Here is an 18,624-nt window from a genome sequence, read left to right as displayed (position 1 = left end):
ACAGGGGCGTCCGGCAGCCCTTGGAATCGCCCCTTCAGATTCCGTAGAGCCGGCGGGCGTTGCCGTGGCCGAGGGCTGCGCCGATCTGCAGTGCGTCCTCTGCGGTGCAGTCCCCGGCCGCCCGCCAGTCGTCCAGCACCGTGCCGAGCGCGCGCTGGAACTGTGCGGCGCCCACCGGGTACAGCTCGGGCAGCCCGTAGGCGTCGGTGGAGAACAACACCTTGCCGAACGGTGCCAGTTCGAGCACCTCGCCGAGTACCGCGGCGGCCCGCGGCCCGGTGTAGGAGAGGGTCAGCCCGACGTCCGCGTACACATGGGGGAAGGCCTGGGCCAGCCATGCGGCCTGCCGGTGGTAGGGGTAGCCGTGCAGCAGCACCAGCGGTACGCCGTCCGGCTCCACCGCTCGGACGAAGTCCACCAGCATTGCCGGGTCGGCCCGGTGCAGCCGCAGGTCCGGGTCGCCGAAGCCGGTGTGCAGTTGGATCGGCAGCCCGAGCCCGACCGCCGACCAGAGCAGGTGCCGCAGCAGCACCGGGTCGGTGATCCGCCCGTCCGTCCGGGCGCCGGCGGCGCGCACCACCTCGGAGCGGTCGGGCGGGCCGCCGGGGATGTCGAGCCCCGCGCGGTAGGCGAGCACCGACTTCACCGCGACCGCCTCGGCGCAGGCCTCGGCCAGGGCCTCGGCGACCGCCTCCGGCCACGTCGGCGCGGGCGCCCGGACGGCGGCGGCCACCGACTCCAGCCGGACGACCTCGTGCAGCCGGGCGCCGGCCAGGGCGGCCAGTTCGGCCGGCGGCAGCAGCGGTCGGCCGCGGGCCTCGGTCAGCCCGGTGTCCACCAGCAGGTCGGTGAGGCCGGCCGCGGCGAGCATCCGGGCGGTGGCCGCGTCGGCACCGACGGCCCGGCGGGCCTCCAGGTACGCATCGGCCCCGACGAGCGCGGCGAGCCCCAGCAGCGGTGGGCACCAGCGGCGGACGGCGAGCCCGATCGCGCTGTCGAAGGGCGAGGTGCCGGCGGCTGGGGGCCGGTCGGACTCGGTGATCAGCGCGGCGAAGGCCGCCTCGTCCAGTTCCTCGGCGACGACGCTGTGGCAGTGGTGGTCGACCAGCACCGGTCAGTACCTCCACCGGGTCGCCGCCACGGTCTCCTCCGGGCTGCGTTCGCGGAACAGGGCTGCCTCGGCGCCGCGGACGTCGAGCACCGCGCGGTAGAGCTCCTCCCCCATCGCCGCCCGCAGCGGCGCGCACGCCCGGAAGGCGGCCAGCGCGGCGGTCTGGCTGTGCGGCAGCCGTTCGACGCCGTGGCTGCGGGCCGGGTCGTCCGGCACCTCGGGCGGCAGCCGGAGGCCGGCGTCGATCCCGGCGAGCCCCGCGGCGAGCACCCCGCCGACCGCGAGGTAGGGGTTGGCCGCCGCGTCGAAGCACTTCACCTCGGCGTTGGCCTGCTCCGGCGCGGAGCCGGTGATCAGCCGCAGGGCGGCCTCCCGGTTCTCGAGACCCCAGCAGCGGTAGGGCCCGGCCCAGCGGCCGGGGACGAGGCGCAGCGGGGAGGACGGTGCGGGTGCGCCGAGCACCAGCAGCGCGGGCAGTTCCTCCAGGACGCCGGCGAGGAAGGCCTCCGCCTGCCCGGTGAGGCCGTGCGGGCCGGGCCCGCCGGCGTGCAGGTTGTGCCCGTCCTGCCAGAGGCTGAGGTGCAGGTGGCAGCCGTTGCCGACGCCGTCGGGTGCCACCACCGGGGCGAAGGAGACGCGCAGTCCGTGGCGTGCGGAGACGGCCCGGACGGTCTGCCGCACCAGGAGGGAGGTGTCGGCCGCGCGGACGGGCGAGTCCGCGGCGACGGAGACCTCGAACTGGCCGGGTGTGTACTCGGGGTGGATCTGCAGGACGGCGAGGTGCTGCTCGGTGAGGGCGCGCAGCACGTCGCGGAGGTAGTCGGAGCGGTCGATCAGCCGGTCCATGCCGTAGGCGGCGCCGCCCTCGGGCTCGCCGGGGCGGTCGACGACCCATTCGATCTCGAAGCCCGCGCGGACGGCGAGCCCGCGGGCGGCGAGCGCCTGCTCGGTGCGGCGGGCGAACCAGCGCTGGCAGCCGGGGTGGGGGGCGCCGTCCTGGGTCCGGCGGTCGACCGGGGCCCAGGCCCAGCCGGGCTGGGCAGCGAGCGGCACCAGGCCGTCGAGGTCGGGGACGAGCCGGAGGTCGCCGACCGGGCCGCCGCCGGGGGCCATCGAGTCGTCGACCAGGAAGGAGTCGAAGCAGGGCGAGGCGCCGATGCCGTGCCTGACGGCGTGCGGCAGCTGGGCCACGGGGACGGCCTTGGCCCGGGTGATGCCGGCGTTGTCGACCCAGCCGAGTGCGACGGCGTCCACGCCGGCCGCGGCGAGTTCCGCGGCTGCCTCCTCTGCCCGTTCCGCCTGCCCGGCCCTGGTCTGCGCGCTACCCATGGGCCCATGCTGCCGTCCCCGGCGTCCGGGGGGGGAACGCCCCGCGGTGGGAGCCGCCCGGGAGGGTGAAATCGGCCATCTTCGAATGGCGTGACGCAGGTCACATCGGAAGGGGAATTTCCGGGGACCTGCTCCCCGTTTAACCCCGTGTCCGCACAAACGGGGAACGAGTCCCCGGAAGGGAAGGGAGTCCGATGACGACCGTCAGCACCAAGCCGGCCGGCCAGCGGCTCCGCGCGGACGCCAGCCGCAACCGCGCGCGGATCATCACCGCCGCCCGCGAGGCGATCGTGGAGCACGGCGCGGAGGCGCCGCTCGACGAGATCGCCCGCCGGGCCGGGGTCGGCAACGCCACGCTCTACCGTAACTTCTCCGACCGGCGCGAGCTGCTCTACCACGTGACCCTCTCGGTGCTGACCCGGGTGTTGGAGCACGCGGAGGCCGGACTCGCGGAGCCGGACGCCTTCGAGGGCCTCACCCGGTTCACGCACGCCGCCGCGGACGAGCGCATCGGCGCGCTCTGCCCGATGGTCTCCGACCACATCGACCACGACGACCCCGAACTGGAAGGGGCGCGGCTGCGGCTGAAGGCGGCCACGACCGAGCTGATCGCGCGCGCCCACGCGAGCGGGCAGCTGCGTTCCGACATCGGCGTCGGCGACTACTTCCTCGGCATCACCCAGCTCACCCGCCCGCTCCCGGGCACCGGATGCATCGACCTCGACGAGTTCGTCCATCGCCACCTGCAGGTCTTCCTGGACGGCCTGCGAGCCCCGGCGACCTCCGTACTTCCCGGCCGCGCCGCGTCCTTCGAGGACCTCAAGCGCGCCGACTGACCGACCCGACCGCACGCTACGCACGTTAGTGGGTACCCCCATGTCCGAAACCGGCCTCCAGGCCGATCCGCGCCGCTGGAAGGCACTCGCCTTCATCGGCCTGGCCCAGCTGATGGTCGTCCTCGACGCGACCGTCGTGAACATCGCACTGCCCTCCGCCCAGCACGACCTCGGCATCTCCGACGGCAACCGCCAGTGGGTGATCACCGCCTACGCGCTGGCCTTCGGCGGACTGCTGCTGTTCGGCGGCCGGATCGCCGACCTGTGGGGCCGTAGGCGGACCTTCATCATCGGCCTCACCGGCTTCGCCCTGGCCTCCGCGCTCGGCGGCGCCGCCGTCAACACCCCGATGCTGCTCGGCGCCCGCGCCCTCCAGGGCGTCTTCGGCGCGCTGCTCGCCCCGGCCGCACTGTCGCTGCTCGCGGTGATGTTCACCGAGGCGAAGGAGCGCGCCAAGGCCTTCGGCATCTACGGCGCCATCGCCGGCGGTGGCGGTGCCATCGGCCTGATCCTCGGCGGTCTGCTCACCGAGTACCTGAACTGGCGCTGGACCTTCTACGTCAACATCCCGTTCGCGGTCGTCGCGATCCTCGGCGCCGTGCTGGTCATCCGCGAGCCGGTCGGCAGCCGCAACCGCAACAAGCTGGACATCCCCGGCGTGCTGCTGGTCACCTCCGGCCTGGTCGCCCTGGTGTACGCGTTCACCCGCGCCGAGTCGGACGGCTGGAGTTCCGGCATCACCGTCGGCCTGTTCGCCGCGGCCGCCGTGCTGCTCGCCGCGTTCGCCGTGGTGGAGAGCAAGGTCTCCGCGCCGCTGCTGCCGCTGCGCGTGGTCACCGAGCGCAACCGCGGCGGTGTCTACCTGTCGCTCGGCCTCGCCGTGATCGGCATGTTCGGCCTGTTCCTCTTCCTCACCTACTACCTGCAGGTGGTGCTCGGCTACAGCCCGGTCACCAGCGGCCTGGCCTTCCTGCCGATGGTGGCGGGCATGATCACCGGCTCCACCCAGATCGGTGCCCGGCTGATGACCCGCGTCCCGCCGCGCTACCTGATGGTGCCCGGCTTCCTGGTCGCCTCGCTGGGCATGCTGATCCTCACCCAGATCGACGTGAACAGCTCCTACCCGGCGCTGATCCTGCCCGGCCTGATCCTGATGGGCCTCGGCATGGGCACCGCGTTCATGCCGGCGATGAGCCTGGCCACGCACGGCGTCGAGCCGCGCGACGCCGGTGTCGCCTCGGCCATGGTCAACACCTCCCAGCAGGTCGGCGGCGCCATCGGCACCGCGCTGCTGAACACCATCGCGGCCAGCGCCACCACCGCGTACCTGACCTCGCACGCCAAGGACGGCGCGCCGCAGCAGCTGCTCCAGCTGCAGGGCATGGTGCACGGCTTCTCGACCGCGATCTGGTGGTCGTTCGGCATCCTGGTGCTGGCCGCCACCGTGGCCGCCGTCCTGATCAACACCGGTCGCCCCGAGATGCACGCGACCGTCGAGGGCGCGGCCAAGGAGGACGCCGTCCCCGTGATGGCGCACTGACCCCTCCCACCGCCGCAGCGGCCCGCCGGGTTCTCCCGGCGGGCCGCTGTGCGTTCTGCGCCCGGGCCCGGTGTGTTTTTCCGACCAGCGCGGCGCTCTTCCTACTGGGCGGTAACTCCGCTACAGTGACCCGCACGTACCAGCGCCGGGCCTCGGGAGCCGCACCGGCGTGGTCGGCGCCGCGGCATCACGCGGCTGCCCCGGTGCGTGGTCTCCGGCCCCAGCGGCCGTCTCTTCTCCCTGCATCGGTTCAGCGCCGCCTGTCCTTCTGTCAGCGCGCCTGAGCACTTCGGCACACCCGCGGCACGACCGGAGCGGACCGGTCCGTGCTCCGCGGGGCCGTCCCCGCCTTCCCGCACTCCCGTGCCGCCGCACCCTCCTCCAGCGCACCCTGCCGCCGCTCGCCGCCGAGCGCCCGGCTGCGCCGGAGCGCGGCACGGGCCCATGACAAGGAGTCAGGACAATGGAGCGTCCCTTCCCCACTGTCGCCGTGGTCGGCCTCGGCACCATGGGTGCCGGCGTCGCCGTCGCCGTCGCGAAGAGCGGCCGCCGGGTGCTCGGCATCGAGGCCGACGCCGATGCGGCGGGCCGGGCGCTGGCCCGGATCGAGGAGACCACCGCCAACGCGGTCCGGCGCGAGCGGATGACCGCCGAGGAGCGCACCGCGCTGCTCGCCCTGATCTCGGTCGGCGACCGGCTCGACGCCGCGGCCGGCGCCGACCTGGTGATCGAGGAGGTGCCCGAGCAGCTGGAGCTGAAGCGGGAGATCTTCGCCGAGCTGGACCGCATCTGCCCGCCGGAGACGGTGCTGGCGACCGGTACCACCGCCCTGTCGGTGACCCGGATCGCCGCCGCCACCGCCCGCCCGGAGCGCGTGCTCGGCCTGCACTTCTTCAACCCGGTGCACACCATGAAGCTGGTCGAGGTCGTCCGCACGGTGCTGACCTCCCCGCAGGCCGCCGAGGACGCCGCCGCCTTCGCCCGCGACCTGGGCAAGGAGCCGGTCGCGGCCGGCGACCGGGCCGGCTTCATCGTCAACGGCCTGCTCTTCGCCTACCTCAACCAGGCCGCCGCGATGTTCGAGTCGCGGTACGCCACCCGCGAGGACATCGACGCCGCGATGCGGCTCGGCTGCGGCCTGCCGATGGGCCCGCTCGCCCTGCTCGACCTGATCGGCATCGACACCGCCCGCACCGTGCTGGAGGCGATGTACGAGCAGTCCAAGGACCGTCTGCACGCCCCGGCGCCGATCCTCGGCCAGCTGGCGGCGGCGGGCCTGCTCGGCCGCAAGTCCGGCCGCGGCTTCTACAGCTACGAGGCGCCCGGGTCCTCCCGGGTGGTCGCCGAGGCCTCGGCCGCGGCCGGCACCCGGGTCGCGGGCCGGACCGTCGCGAGCATCGGCGTCTGCGGCTCGGGCACCATGGCGACCGGCATCGTCGAGGTGTTCGCCAAGGCCGGCCTGCCGGTGCTGCTGGCGGCCCGCAGCCAGGAGAAGGCGGACCGCGCCAAGGCGCAGCTGGAGAAGTCGCTGGAGCGTTCGGTCTCCCGGGGCCGGCTCAGCGCGGAGCAGCGGGACGCCGTGCTGGCGCTGGTCACCCCGACCGGCAGCTACGCGGACCTGGCCGGCGTCGACCTGGTGGTCGAGGCGGTCGCCGAGGACCTGGAGATCAAGCGCGAGCTGTTCGCCACCCTCGACAAGATCGTGAAGCCGGGCGCGGTGCTCGCGACCACCACCTCCAGCCTGCCGGTGATCAGCTGCGCGACCGCGACCTCGCGGCCGCAGGACGTGATCGGCATGCACTTCTTCAACCCGGCGCCGGCCATGAAGCTGGTCGAGGTGGTCTCCACCGTGCTCACCGCGCCGGACGTCACCTCCACCGTGCTGGAGCTGTGCGCGAAGGTGAAGAAGCACGCGGTGGAGTGCGGCGACCGGGCCGGCTTCATCGTCAACGCGCTGCTCTTCCCGTACCTGAACGACGCGGTGCGGATGCTGCAGGAGCACTACGCGACGGTGGACGACATCGACACCGCGATGAAGCTCGGCTGCGGCTACCCGATGGGGCCGTTCGAGCTGCTGGACGTGGTCGGCCTGGACGTCTCGCTGACCATCGAGCAGGTGCTGCACCAGGAGTTCCGCGAGCCCGGCCTGGCGGCCGCGCCGCTGCTGGAGCACCTGGTCGCGGCGGGCTGCCTGGGCCGCAAGACCGGCCGCGGCTTCCGCGACCACGCGCGGCGCTGACGCACCGGGGGCCGTCCCCCGCCGGCCCGCCGCGGCCCGCGGGGGGCGGCCCTCCCCGCACATCACGGACACGATCGGCCGCCGAGCTGCAAGGAGTCGCAGATGAACACCGAGCCCGGAGGCAGACTGCCTCGGAGCAACGTCGCACCGGCCGGCCGGCCGGCGTGGAACCAGAGCGCGGTGCCGCCCCGCTGGCCCCGGCCCGCGGCCGTGCCGCCGGTGGCGCCCGTCCGCAGGGCGCGGCCGGCCGGAGCGGCGCCCGGGACGTGTAGCGTTCCGGGCATGGATCGGGAACAGTCAACCGCGCAGCCCCAGCCGCCCCGCGAGCCGGTGGACGGCGCCCGCCCCGCCGAGCCCGGCCCGGGCGGGAGGCGTGCCGCGGCGCAGCGCCGGCAGATGCGCCAGGAGCTGGCGGCGGCGGCCATGGACCTGTTCGCCAACCAGGGGTACGAGGAGACGACGGTCGATCAGATCGCCGCCGAGGCGGGCGTGGCGCGGCGGACGTTCTTCCGCTACTTCCGCTCCAAGGAAGAGGCGATCTTCCCGGACCACGACGACACCCTCGTCCGGGTGGCCGACCTGCTGGCCAGCGCCGAGCCGGACGAGCACCCGCTGGACGTGGTCTGCCGCGGCATCAAGGAGGTGCTGCGGATGTACGCCTCCACGCCGGGCGTCTCGGTGGCGCGCTACCAGCTGATCCGCCAGGTGCCGGCGCTGCGGGAGCGCGAGATCGCGGTGGTGGCCCGGTACGAGCGGCTGTTCACCCGCTACCTGCTGGGGCGCTTCGACGCGGCCGAGCAGATCCCGCCGGGCTGGCAGCGCGGCGGGGACGACGACTCGATGCTGGCCGAGGTGTCGGCGGCGGCCGTGGTCGCGGCCCACAACCACGTGCTGCGGCGCTGGCTGCGGGCGGGCGGGCACGGCGACGTGGAGGCCCAGCTGGACCACTCCTTCGAGGTCATCAGGGGCACCTTCTGGGCGACCGCGCCGACCGGGGTGCGACGCCGTGGCACTCTTGTGGCACCGGGTGCCACAGGTGACACCGGTTCAGCCCTGGAGGCCGCCGCGGTGAGTGCCCTCAGTGCCAGCCCCGGAGGTGAGGTCCTCATCACAGTGGCCCGCACCGACGCCCCGCTGGACCTCGTCCTGGACTCGATCAAGTCCGCCCTGGGCGGTGCCAGAACGGCCTGATTCCAGGCTTTTTCGCAGGTGGAAGCGGTTTTCGAGGCCCGTCCCGGCTGTCCGGGGCGGGCCTCTTCGCGTGGTGCACCCGGCCGGCCCGGACAGCGATCCACATCACTCGAACTGATGACACCCGGTGCCTTTACGAGTGGCACAGGGTGCCATTACCTTGTTACCCACCAGTCGCGGCGCCGCGGCTCCCCACCTCGGCGCGCCGTGTCCGGCGTCCCCACACCTCGGGGGCAAGCACGACTTCGGCGACACCACATCCGTCGCAGACCGTCGAACCAATCCCACCCAGACCCTCAGCGAAGCCGGTGTCCGCTCCCGGCTCCCCCAGACGCCCTGTGCCCTCACACAGGTACGCCTTCGGAGGCAGCCATGAACGAAATCCTCGACGCGATCCTCAGCTCCGACAGCACCTCGGCGGACTTCGCCGCGATCAAGCTGCCGGAGTCCTACCGGGCGGTGACGCTCCACAAGGACGAGGAGCAGATGTTCGCCGGCCTCACCAGCCGCGACAAGGACCCCCGCAAGTCCCTCCACCTGGACGAGGTCCCCCTCCCCGAGCTCGGCCCGGGCGAGGCCCTGGTCGCCGTCATGGCGAGCTCCGTCAACTACAACACCGTGTGGAGCTCGATCTTCGAGCCGGTCTCCACCTTCGGCTTCCTGGAGCGCTACGGCCGCCTGTCGCCGCTGACCAAGCGCCACGACCTGCCGTATCACATCCTCGGCTCCGACCTCGCGGGCGTCGTCCTGCGCACCGGCGCCGGCGTCAACGCCTGGAAGCCCGGCGACGAGGTCGTCGCGCACTGCCTCTCGGTCGAGCTGGAGTCCCCGGACGGCCACAACGACACGATGATGGACCCGGAGCAGCGCATCTGGGGCTTCGAGACCAACTTCGGCGGCCTCGCCGAGATCGCCCTGGTGAAGACCAACCAGCTGCTGCCCAAGCCGAAGCACCTCACCTGGGAGGAGGCCGCCTCCCCGGGCCTGGTCAACTCCACCGCCTACCGCCAGCTGGTCTCCCGCAACGGCGCCGGCATGAAGCAGGGCGACAACGTGCTGATCTGGGGCGCCAGCGGCGGCCTCGGCTCCTACGCCACCCAGTACGCGCTGGCCGGCGGCGCCACCCCGATCTGCGTGGTCTCCAACGACGCCAAGGCCGAGATCTGCCGCGCCATGGGCGCCGAGGCGATCATCGACCGCTCCGCCGAGGGCTACAAGTTCTGGAAGGACGAGAACACCCAGGACCCGCGCGAGTGGAAGCGCCTGGGCAGCAAGATCCGCGAGTTCACCGGCGGCGAGGACGTGGACATCGTCTTCGAGCACCCGGGCCGCGAGACCTTCGGCGCCTCGGTCTACGTCACCCGCAAGGGCGGCACCATCGTCACCTGCGCCTCCACCTCCGGCTACATGCACCAGTACGACAACCGCTACCTGTGGATGTCGCTGAAGCGCATCGTCGGGTCGCACTTCGCCAACTACCGCGAGGCGTTCGAGGCCAACCGCCTGGTCGCCAAGGGCAAGATCCACCCGACCCTCTCCAAGGTCTACTCCCTGGAGGAGACCGGCCAGGCCGCCCTCGACGTGCACCACAACAAGCACCAGGGCAAGGTCGGCGTGCTCTGCCTGGCCCCCGAGGAGGGCATGGGCGTCCGCGACCACGAGCTGCGTGCCAAGCACCTGCCGGCGATCAACCGCTTCCGGGACATCTGATGGCAGACCGTGAAGGTGTCCAGCGCGACCGTCCGTGGCTGATGCGGACCTACGCCGGCCACTCCACCGCGAGCGACTCCAACGCGCTCTACCGGCGGAACCTGGCGAAGGGTCAGACGGGCCTGTCCGTCGCCTTCGACCTGCCCACGCAGACCGGCTACGACTCGGACCACGTCCTCGCCCGCGGCGAGGTCGGCCGGGTCGGCGTGCCGGTGGGCCACGTCGGCGACATGCGCACCCTGTTCGACGGCATCCCGCTCGAGCAGACCAACACCTCCATGACGATCAACGCCACCGCGATGTGGCTGCTGGCGCTCTACCAGGTGGTCGCCGAGGAGCAGGGCGCGGACATCGCCAAGCTCACCGGCACCACCCAGAACGACATCGTCAAGGAGTACCTGTCCCGCGGGACGCACGTCTTCCCGCCCGGGCCGTCCGTCCGGCTGATCACCGACATGATCGCCTACACGGTCGCGAACATCCCCAAGTGGAACCCGATCAACATCTGCAGCTACCACCTGCAGGAGGCCGGGGCCACCCCGGTCCAGGAGATCGCGTACTCCATGTGCACCGCGATCGCCGTCCTCGACGCCGTCCGCGACTCCGGCCAGGTGCCGGCCGAGCGGATGGGCGAGGTCGTCGGCCGGATCTCCTTCTTCGTGAACGCGGGCGTCCGCTTCGTCGAGGAGATGTGCAAGATGCGGGCCTTCTCCCGGCTCTGGGAGAAGGTCACCCGCGAGCGCTACGGCATCGAGGACGCCAAGCAGCGCCGGTTCCGCTACGGCGTGCAGGTCAACTCGCTCGGCCTCACCGAGGCCCAGCCGGAGAACAACGTCCAGCGCATCGTGCTGGAGATGCTCGCGGTCACCCTCTCCAAGGACGCCCGCGCCCGCGCCGTCCAGCTGCCCGCGTGGAACGAGGCCCTGGGCCTCCCCCGCCCGTGGGACCAGCAGTGGTCGCTGCGCATCCAGCAGGTGCTCGCCTACGAGTCCGACCTGCTGGAGTACGGCGACATCTTCAACGGCTCCGCCGTGATCGAGGCCAAGACCGACGAGCTGCTCGCCGGCGCCGAGGCCGAGATCGCCAAGGTGCTGGAGATGGGCGGCGTCATCCCGGCCGTCGAGTCCGGCTACCTCAAGTCCAACCTGGTCGCCTCGCACGCGGCCCGCCGCGCCCGGATCGAGGCCGGCGAGGACAAGATCGTCGGAGTGAACTGCTTCGACACCACCGAGGAGAGCCCGCTCACCGCGGACCTCGACACCGCGATCATGGTGGTGGACCCTGCCTCCGAGCGCTCCGTACTCGCCGGCCTGGAGAAGTGGCACGCCGAGCGCGACGAGGCGGCCGCCCAGGCCGCCCTGGAGCAGCTCAAGGCCACCGCGGTGACCACCGACAACCTGATGCCGGCCACCCTCGCCTGCGCCCGCGCCGGCGTGACCACCGGCGAGTGGGCCTTCGCCCTCCGCGAGGTCTTCGGCGAGTACCGCGCCCCCACCGGCGTGGGCGGCGCCCCGGTCGCGGTGGCGGCCGAGCCCGGCGGCGAGCTCGCCGCCGTCCGCGAGGCGGTCGCCGCAACGGCCGCCGAGCTCGGCACCGGCAAGCTCCGCCTGCTGGTCGGCAAGCCGGGTCTGGACGGGCACTCCAACGGCGCCGAGCAGATCGCCGTCCGGGCCCGCGACGCCGGCTTCGAGGTGGTCTACCAGGGCATCCGGCTCACCCCGGAGCAGATCGTCTCCGCCGCCGTCGCGGAGGACGTGCACTGCGTGGGCCTGTCCATCCTCTCGGGCGCCCACCCCGAGCTGGTGCCCGACGTCCTGCAGCGGCTGAGGCGCGCGGGGGTGGAGGATGTGCCCGTGATCGTCGGTGGCATCATCCCCGCTGCGGATGCCGAGGCCCTCAAGGCCGCCGGTGTCGCCGCGGTCTTCACCCCGAAGGACTTCGGCATCACCACCATCATCGGCCGGATCGTGGACGAGATCCGGCTGGCCAACAGGCTCCAGCCGTGGGCCGCGGCGCCGCACACGACCGCGACCAGCTGACCCGGGAAGGAATCACCACCCTCATGACCACCGTCAACCGCCTCCGGCCGCGCCGCTCCTGCCTGGCCGTGCCCGGCAGCAACCCGCGCTTCCTGGAGAAGGCCCAGGGCCTTCCCGCCGACCAGGTCTTCCTCGACCTGGAGGACGCCTGCGCCCCGCTGGTCAAGGAGAGCGCCCGGCACAACATCGTCGACGCCCTCAACAACGGCGACTGGGGCAACAAGACCAAGGTCGTCCGGGTCAACGACTGGACCACCCACTGGACGTACCGCGACGTCATCACCGTCGTCGAGGGCGCCGGCCCCAACCTCGACTGCATCATGCTGCCGAAGGTCCAGGACGCGGAGCAGGTCAAGGCTCTCGACCTGCTGCTCACCCAGATCGAGAAGACCATGGGCTTCGAGGTCGGCAAGATCGGTATCGAGGCGCAGATCGAGAACGCCAAGGGCCTGATCAACGTCGACTCGATCGCGACCGCCTCGCCCCGGCTGGAGACCATCATCTTCGGCCCGGCCGACTTCATGGCCTCCATCAACATGAAGTCGCTGGTCGTCGGCGAGCAGCCGCCCGGCTACGACGCGGACGCCTACCACTACATCCTGATGCGCATCCTGATGGCCGCCCGCGCCAACGACCTGCAGGCCATCGACGGCCCCTACCTGCAGATCCGCAACCAGGACGGCTACAAGGCGGTCGCCCGCCGCGCCGCCGCCCTCGGCTTCGACGGCAAGTGGGTGCTCCACCCGGACCAGGTCTCCGCCGCGAACGAGATCTTCTCGCCCTCGCAGGAGGACTACGACCACGCCGAGCTGATCCTCGACGCCTACGACTGGTGCACCTCGGAGGCCGGCGGCGCCAAGGGCTCCGCGATGCTCGGCGACGAGATGATCGACGAGGCCAGCCGCAAGATGGCCCTGGTCATCGCCGGCAAGGGCCGCGCCGCCGGCATGGAGCGCACCTCGAAGTTCGAGCCCCCGCAGGCCTGACCCGCCCCTCCCCCTTTCTTCATAAGGACACCCCCATGCAGTTCGGACGCACCTACGAAGAGTTCGAGGTCGGCGCGGTCTACAAGCACTGGCCCGGGAAGACGGTCACCGAGTACGACGACCACCTCTTCTGCCTGCTCACCATGAACCACCACCCGCTCCACATGGACATCAACTATGCGGAGAAGACGACGGACTTCGGCAAGAACGTCGTCGTGGGCAACTACATCTACTCCCTGCTGCTCGGCATGTCCGTCCCGGACGTCTCCGGCAAGGCGATCGCCAACCTGGAGATCGAGTCGCTGCGCCACGTCGCCCCGACCTTCCACGGCGACACCATCTACGGCGAGACGACCGTCCTCGACAAGTGGCCGTCCAAGTCCAAGGACGACCGCGGCATCGTCTACGTCGAGACCAAGGGCTACAAGCAGGACGGCACGGTCGTCTGCATCTTCCGCCGCAAGGTGATGGTGCCGACCGAGACGTACACCAAGGAGCGCGGCGGCGAGCAGCCCGGCCGCCCGACTCCTGCTTCCTGAGACCCCGGACGGGTAGGCCGCCGTCATCGGCCTCACCCCACCCGGCACGGGGGCCCTGCTGCCGCAGCCACGCCGGCAGGGCCCCCGACAACGACTTCCGCGCTTTGCCCCGACCTCCCCCCACCCTCACGCCTTCAGATAGGGAGCCGCACGATGGGACGCCTCGCACAGACCGACGGCCTCACCGAGATCCAGCGGGACATCCTCGCCACCGTGCGGGACTTCGTCGACAAGGAGATCATTCCGGTCGCGACCGAGCTGGAGCACAAGGACGAGTACCCGACCGCGATCGTCGAGGGGATGAAGCAGCTCGGCCTGTTCGGCCTGACCATCCCCGAGGAGTTCGGCGGCCTGGGCGAGTCCCTGCTGACCTACGCGCTGGTGGTCGAGGAGATCGCCCGCGGCTGGATGTCCGTCTCCGGCATCGTCAACACGCACTTCATCGTCGCGCACATGATCAACGCGCACGGCACCCAGGAGCAGAAGGACTACTTCCTGCCGAAGATGGCGGCCGGCGAGATCCGCGGCGCCTTCTCGATGTCCGAGCCGGGCCTCGGCTCCGACGTCGCGGCGATCTCCACCAAGGGCGTCAAGGACGGCGAGTTCTACGTCCTCAACGGCCAGAAGATGTGGCTGACCAACGGCGGCACCTCCACCCTGGTCGCGGTCCTCTGCAAGACCGACGAGGGCGGCAACACCCCGTACAAGAACATGACCACCTTCCTGATCGAGAAGGAGGCCGGCTTCGGCCCGAACCCGAAGGTTCCCGGCCTGACCGTCCCCGGCAAGATCGAGAAGATGGGCTACAAGGGCGTCGACACCACCGAGCTGGTGCTGCAGGACGTCCGGATCCCGGCCGACCGCATCCTCGGCGGCGTCCCGGGCAAGGGCTTCTACCAGATGATGGACGGCGTCGAGGTCGGCCGCGTCAACGTCGCCGCCCGCGGCTGCGGTGTCGCCCGCCGCGCCTTCGAGCTGGGCATCTCCTACGCCCAGCAGCGCACCACCTTCGGCAAGAAGATCGCCGAGCACCAGGCGATCCAGTTCAAGCTCGCCGAGATGGCCACCAAGGTCGAGGCCGCGCACCAGATGATGGTGATGGCCGCCCGCAAGAAGGACAGCGGCGAGCGCAACGACCTCGAGGCCGGCATGGCGAAGTACCTCGCCTCCGAGTACTGCAAGGAGGTCGTGGAGGACGCCTTCCGCATCCACGGCGGCTACGGCTTCTCCAAGGAGTACGAGATCGAGCGCCTCTACCGCGAGGCCCCGATGCTGCTCATCGGTGAAGGTACTGCGGAGATCCAGAAGATGATCGTCGGTCGCCGCCTGCTCGAGGAGTACCGCCTGGCCGACTGAGCCGGCCGGTCCCCGACTTTCCGCATGGTCGGGCACGGGCGTGCGGGCCCGTTCCCGGCCCCCTGCCGCACCGGTACGGCCTGGTCAGCCGAGGGGGGCGGTACGGCAGGTCCGGAGGCGGCCGTAAGGTGCATACCAGCAGGTACGCGCCCTGCGGCCGCCTCTGTCCACCCGGGGCGCACGGCCGGCGCGCCGGGCGCCGACACCCCGTCAGGGGCCCCGGGCCCCGGATGAGACGTGGGTCACGCGCTGCGCCCGGACCCTTTGGGAAACACCCCGCCTCGGCTACGGTCGTATACATAGCAGGCGTGGCTTGGCACCATGCCCGGCATATCCATGAACAGGCGGCTTGCCCACCTACCGCCTGGTCCCGATAGCATCCACCGGGACAGCGTCCCCATGTACCCGATCCCCGCGGTGGCCCCCGTCCAGCGGCCATGATCCCCCGCGACTAAGGTCTTCGATGCCCATCAGCCCGTCCCCTCACACCTCCGTCCAGGACGGCGACCTGTTCGCCGCGCCGACGGCAGGTCGCCGCCCGCGCGTGACCATCGCACGCGGCGCAACCCCCTGGTTCGCCCCGACCCTGGCCACCGCCGCCGTCACGACCGCCCTCACCCGGCGCAGCGGCAAGTGGGCCCTGGCGGCTGTCCCGGCCTGCGCCCTCAGTGCGGGCATGCTGTGGTTCTTCCGCGACCCGGAGCGTGAGATCGGCACCGGCAGAGTGATCTCCCCCGCGGACGGCGTGGTGCAGTCGATCGACGCCTGGCCGGACGGCCGGACCCGGGTGGCCATCTTCATGAGCCCGCTCAACGTGCACGTCAACCGGGCGCCCCTGCCCGGCACCGTGACGTCCGTGGAGCACGTCGCCGGCGGCTTCGTCCCGGCGTTCAACAAGGACAGCGACCAGAACGAGCGGGTCGTCTGGCACTTCGACACCGAGCTCGGCGACATCGAGATGGTGCAGATCGCGGGGGCCGTGGCCCGTCGCATCGTGCCGTACGTGAGCGCCGGCACCAAGGTCGAGCAGGGCGACCGGATCGGTCTGATCCGTTTCGGCTCCCGCGTCGACACGTACCTGCCGGCCGGCGTCGAGGTGGGCGTCGAGGTCGGCCAGAAGACCACCGCCGGGGTGACGCGCCTTGACCGTGACTGATCCTGAGACTCTCGTCGGCCTCGGAGACGAGGAGGAGACGGAGCTGCGGCGCCGCCGCTGGGCGCGCGACCGCGAGCTGCGGGCGCCCCGTTCGCCGCAGCACCTGTCCACCGCCGACTTCCTGACCCTGGGGAACGCCGTCTGCGGCTTCCTGGCGATCTACTCGATCACCACCGGGGTCCTGATGCCGCACCTCACCGGTGAGGCCTCCGCGCCGAACCGCAACAGCGCCGCCACCGCGGTCACGCTGCTGCTGATCGGCTCGATGTGCGACCTGTTCGACGGCCTGGTGGCCCGCAAGCTGCGCTCCTCGGCGCTGGGTGCGGAGCTGGACAACCTGGCCGACCTGATCAGCTTCGGCATCGCCCCGGCCTACTTCGTGGCGGTCTGGGGCATCGTGTCGCCGGACAGCAACCAGCAGCTCTCGGCGTTCATCGCGCTGACCGTCCTGCTGGCGGTGGTGCTGCGGCTCGCCCGGTTCTCGGCCGTCAAGATGCGGCCGGGGATCTTCCAGGGCATGCCGTGCCCGATGGGTGCGATGACGGTGATCGCCATCGTGCTCCTCGACCCGCCGTTCGTCCCGGGTCTGCTGATGATCTTCGGTGTGGCCTACCTGATGGTCAGCCGGATCGAGTACCCGAAGCCGCAGGGCCTGCTCGCCACCGCGACGCTCTGCTGGATCGTCGTCTCGATCGGCTGCCTGGCGGCCTGGGCGGCCGGTCTGCCCGGCGGCGACACGCTGATGCACATCGGCGCCACCGCCCAGATCGCGCTCGCCGCGATGGCTCCGATGCTGGTGATCCGCCGCAAGGTCGGCCAGAAGGTCGGCGACGTCCGCGCCCGCCGCGCGGAGTCCCGCGGCTGCTGAACCACACGGAAGGGGCCCGTATCCGACTCGGATACGGGCCCCTTCCGCATGTCCTGCTGCATGCCCTGCGGGAACCACCGGGGGCTCCCAACCTCTACTGCCCCGCGCCGCCGTTGTGGACGCTGAAGGCGGAGCGGCGGGCCGCACGGGCCACCGCGGGGTCGGGGTGAACGCCGGAGACGGCGGTCAGCACCGAGGCAGCCCGCGGGTGGCCGGACTGCCGGGCCCGGTTGAACAGCCGCACCGGCTCGCCGGCCGACGCGCCCTCCACGTGCGGGACCAGCAGTGCGGTGTCCCCGTGGTCGAGCAGGGCCGCCGCGGTGTCCACCCACAGCCAGGCGGCGTCCTCCGCACCCAGCACGTCCGCCGGGGCGACCGGGCCCTCGTCGGAGCGCTCGGCCAGCCACAGCAGTGCGTAGGGCCGCAGCACGGGCTCCTCCACGGCCGCGCGGACCGCCTGCTCGGCGGTGCCGCCGGCCACCCGCAGTGCCTCGAAGGCGAGGCCGCGCACCAGCGCGTCCTCCCCGCGGGCGGCGTCGAGCAGCTCGGCCACCGCGCGGTCCACCGGGCGGGCGGCCACCCAGGCCCGGTACTCGGCGCGGGCCGGACCGGGCGTGTACTCGGCGCAGGCGCTGAGCAGCTCCATGGCGCTCTGCTCGATGTGCCCGGCGGCGGTCTGCGCGACGGTGCAGATCTCCTCCAGCTTGGCGCGGACCGCCCAGTGCCCGAGCGGGGACAGCTCGGCGGCCTCGTCGCGGCGCTCCAGGGCGCCGACGGCGGCCAGGCCGTCCAGCATCCAGTCGAGGACGGCTGCGGCGTCGGCAGCGGTCGTGGGGGTGTCGATCTGCGGCTCCCGGCAGGTGCCGCGGACGGCGGACATCGCGGAGGCGGCGTGCGGCACCGGGGAGAGGCCGAGACCGCCGCCGGAGGCGCCGTGGCGGCGCTCGTCCAGGCCGCGGCGGAGCAGTTCCAGCAGCTCGCTGTCGGCGACCGGCCCGTCCACCAGGTGCAGGAAGGACAGCAGGTGCGGCGCCTGGTCGACGGCCTGCCCGGCGAGCACCGCGAAGACGCCGCGCATGGCGGCCGGCGGCACGGGGGCGAGCAGCGTCCAGGCGTCGAACAGCGCGGACCAGCCGCGGATCACCGCCTCGTCGTCGTGCTCCCAGGCGTTGAGTCGCCAGCCGGGCCCGGCACCGCCGTCGCGGAGCTCGACCAGGCCGACGAGCAGCGCCTGGCCCCAGGCCTTCGCCGCGGCGCCGACGGTCATCGCGAGGGCGCGCCCGGCGGCCCGGGCGTCGTCGGGCAGCAGCTCGCCGCGCTTGTCGACCTCGCCGAGCTCGCCGGCCCAGCGGGAGATCCGCACGGCGTCGGCGAGCATCCGGCGGGCCAGCGGGGCCAGCTCGGCGGGTGCGGGGAAGCCGTCCGGCACCGGCACCCGGCCGCGGCCCGGCTTGGGCGTGGGGGTACGGCGGCGGACTGGCCCGCCCGGAGGCGTGCTCTCGGCTCGGCGGGCCGCTCCTGGCAGACGGGTCACCGTCGCTCCGGTGCGGATCGCGGGCGGGAGCGGGGCATCACGGTCGCGCGGGTTCCGAGACGTCACGCCGAGCAGTCTTCCCCGTGTACCGGCCTTCTGTCACATCGAGTTCTACGCGCGATCGTAGGTCCGGTCCGCGGACGGGGGATGAGATCGGGCATCAGCCATCAAACCGGGTCGCCACGGCGGC

General features: G+C 72.2%; 14 protein-coding genes. 11 read left to right on the top strand and 3 right to left on the bottom strand.

The annotated features are described in order from the left end of the window. Nucleotides 1-34 precede the first annotated feature (34 nt). Both ACQ614_RS25810 and ACQ614_RS25805 read right to left on the bottom strand, forming a co-directional pair. Nucleotides 35-1,111, bottom strand: coding sequence for an amidohydrolase family protein (locus tag ACQ614_RS25810; RefSeq protein WP_431681068.1), 1,077 nt, complete (start codon nucleotides 1,109-1,111; stop codon nucleotides 35-37). A gap of 3 nt (nucleotides 1,112-1,114) precedes the next feature. Continuing rightward, nucleotides 1,115-2,440, bottom strand: coding sequence for a glutamine synthetase (locus tag ACQ614_RS25805; protein ID WP_431681067.1), 1,326 nt, complete (start codon nucleotides 2,438-2,440; stop codon nucleotides 1,115-1,117). 194 nt (nucleotides 2,441-2,634) lie between these two features. Here ACQ614_RS25805 and ACQ614_RS25800 point away from each other — a divergent pair, with 194 nt between their 5' ends. From ACQ614_RS25800 to ACQ614_RS25750, 11 genes are all read left to right on the top strand, one after another. Continuing rightward, a complete protein-coding gene (locus tag ACQ614_RS25800; RefSeq protein ID WP_431681065.1) occupies nucleotides 2,635-3,276 on the top strand; it encodes a TetR/AcrR family transcriptional regulator in 642 nt (213 codons plus the stop codon). A gap of 40 nt (nucleotides 3,277-3,316) precedes the next feature. After that, on the top strand, nucleotides 3,317-4,816 hold the full coding sequence (locus ACQ614_RS25795; RefSeq protein ID WP_431681064.1) for an MFS transporter: 1,500 nt from the start codon (nucleotides 3,317-3,319) through the stop codon (nucleotides 4,814-4,816). A gap of 463 nt (nucleotides 4,817-5,279) precedes the next feature. After that, nucleotides 5,280-7,055: a 3-hydroxyacyl-CoA dehydrogenase family protein gene (locus tag ACQ614_RS25790; RefSeq protein WP_431681062.1), complete on the top strand. Its 1,776-nt coding sequence runs from the start codon at nucleotides 5,280-5,282 to the stop codon at nucleotides 7,053-7,055. A gap of 282 nt (nucleotides 7,056-7,337) precedes the next feature. Continuing rightward, nucleotides 7,338-8,246, top strand: coding sequence for a TetR family transcriptional regulator (locus tag ACQ614_RS25785; RefSeq protein WP_431681061.1), 909 nt, complete (start codon nucleotides 7,338-7,340; stop codon nucleotides 8,244-8,246). A gap of 372 nt (nucleotides 8,247-8,618) precedes the next feature. After that, the gene (ccrA, locus tag ACQ614_RS25780) at nucleotides 8,619-9,956 is read left to right on the top strand and encodes a crotonyl-CoA carboxylase/reductase (RefSeq protein ID WP_431681060.1); all 1,338 of its coding nucleotides are present in this window, start codon (nucleotides 8,619-8,621) and stop codon (nucleotides 9,954-9,956) included. Continuing rightward, nucleotides 9,956-11,995 (top strand): protein meaA, encoded by a 2,040-nt coding sequence (locus ACQ614_RS25775; protein WP_431681058.1) that lies wholly within the window; start codon nucleotides 9,956-9,958, stop codon nucleotides 11,993-11,995. Before ccrA ends, ACQ614_RS25775 begins: the two co-directional genes overlap by 1 nt. Nucleotides 11,996-12,018: 23 nt before the next feature. Beyond that, complete coding sequence (locus ACQ614_RS25770) at nucleotides 12,019-12,981, top strand: HpcH/HpaI aldolase/citrate lyase family protein (protein WP_431681056.1); 963 nt, start codon at nucleotides 12,019-12,021, stop codon at nucleotides 12,979-12,981. Nucleotides 12,982-13,016: 35 nt separating this feature from the next. Next, the gene (locus ACQ614_RS25765; RefSeq protein ID WP_431681055.1) at nucleotides 13,017-13,520 is read left to right on the top strand and encodes a MaoC family dehydratase; all 504 of its coding nucleotides are present in this window, start codon (nucleotides 13,017-13,019) and stop codon (nucleotides 13,518-13,520) included. A 153-nt stretch (nucleotides 13,521-13,673) separates the two neighbouring features. Further along, complete coding sequence (locus tag ACQ614_RS25760) at nucleotides 13,674-14,876, top strand: acyl-CoA dehydrogenase family protein (protein ID WP_363499419.1); 1,203 nt, start codon at nucleotides 13,674-13,676, stop codon at nucleotides 14,874-14,876. A gap of 463 nt (nucleotides 14,877-15,339) precedes the next feature. After that, complete coding sequence (locus ACQ614_RS25755; protein WP_431681053.1) at nucleotides 15,340-16,032, top strand: phosphatidylserine decarboxylase; 693 nt, start codon at nucleotides 15,340-15,342, stop codon at nucleotides 16,030-16,032. Next, entirely contained in the window at nucleotides 16,019-16,900 is an 882-nt protein-coding gene (locus ACQ614_RS25750; RefSeq protein ID WP_431681052.1) for a CDP-alcohol phosphatidyltransferase family protein, read from the top strand. The genes ACQ614_RS25755 and ACQ614_RS25750 overlap by 14 nt, the downstream gene beginning before the upstream one ends. 94 nt (nucleotides 16,901-16,994) lie before the next feature. On the opposite strand, the gene ACQ614_RS25745 is transcribed toward ACQ614_RS25750, so the two are convergent. Then, nucleotides 16,995-18,434: a hypothetical protein gene (locus ACQ614_RS25745; protein ID WP_431681051.1), complete on the bottom strand. Its 1,440-nt coding sequence runs from the start codon at nucleotides 18,432-18,434 to the stop codon at nucleotides 16,995-16,997. Nucleotides 18,435-18,624 lie beyond the last annotated feature (190 nt).

It is taken from the genome of Kitasatospora dryopteridis (assembly GCF_050749075.1).
GTDB lineage: Bacteria > Actinomycetota > Actinomycetes > Streptomycetales > Streptomycetaceae > Kitasatospora.
The sequence above is the reverse complement of the archived record's forward strand: the minus strand, read 5'-3'. Positions and strand labels throughout refer to the sequence as shown.

Bases quoted from the DNA above. Each gene is read 5' to 3' on its own strand.
- ACQ614_RS25805 (WP_431681067.1), bottom strand. From the start codon at position 2,440: ATGGGTAGCGCGCAGACCAGGGCCGGGCAGGCGGAACGGGCAGAGGAG.
- ACQ614_RS25800 (WP_431681065.1), top strand. From the start codon at position 2,635: ATGACGACCGTCAGCACCAAGCCGGCCGGCCAGCGGCTCCGCGCGGAC.
- ACQ614_RS25795 (WP_431681064.1), top strand. From the start codon at position 3,317: ATGTCCGAAACCGGCCTCCAGGCCGATCCGCGCCGCTGGAAGGCACTC.
- ACQ614_RS25790 (WP_431681062.1), top strand. From the start codon at position 5,280: ATGGAGCGTCCCTTCCCCACTGTCGCCGTGGTCGGCCTCGGCACCATG.
- ACQ614_RS25785 (WP_431681061.1), top strand. From the start codon at position 7,338: ATGGATCGGGAACAGTCAACCGCGCAGCCCCAGCCGCCCCGCGAGCCG.
- ccrA (WP_431681060.1), top strand. From the start codon at position 8,619: ATGAACGAAATCCTCGACGCGATCCTCAGCTCCGACAGCACCTCGGCG.
- ACQ614_RS25775 (WP_431681058.1), top strand. From the start codon at position 9,956: ATGGCAGACCGTGAAGGTGTCCAGCGCGACCGTCCGTGGCTGATGCGG.
- ACQ614_RS25770 (WP_431681056.1), top strand. From the start codon at position 12,019: ATGACCACCGTCAACCGCCTCCGGCCGCGCCGCTCCTGCCTGGCCGTG.
- ACQ614_RS25765 (WP_431681055.1), top strand. From the start codon at position 13,017: ATGCAGTTCGGACGCACCTACGAAGAGTTCGAGGTCGGCGCGGTCTAC.
- ACQ614_RS25760 (WP_363499419.1), top strand. From the start codon at position 13,674: ATGGGACGCCTCGCACAGACCGACGGCCTCACCGAGATCCAGCGGGAC.
- ACQ614_RS25755 (WP_431681053.1), top strand. From the start codon at position 15,340: ATGCCCATCAGCCCGTCCCCTCACACCTCCGTCCAGGACGGCGACCTG.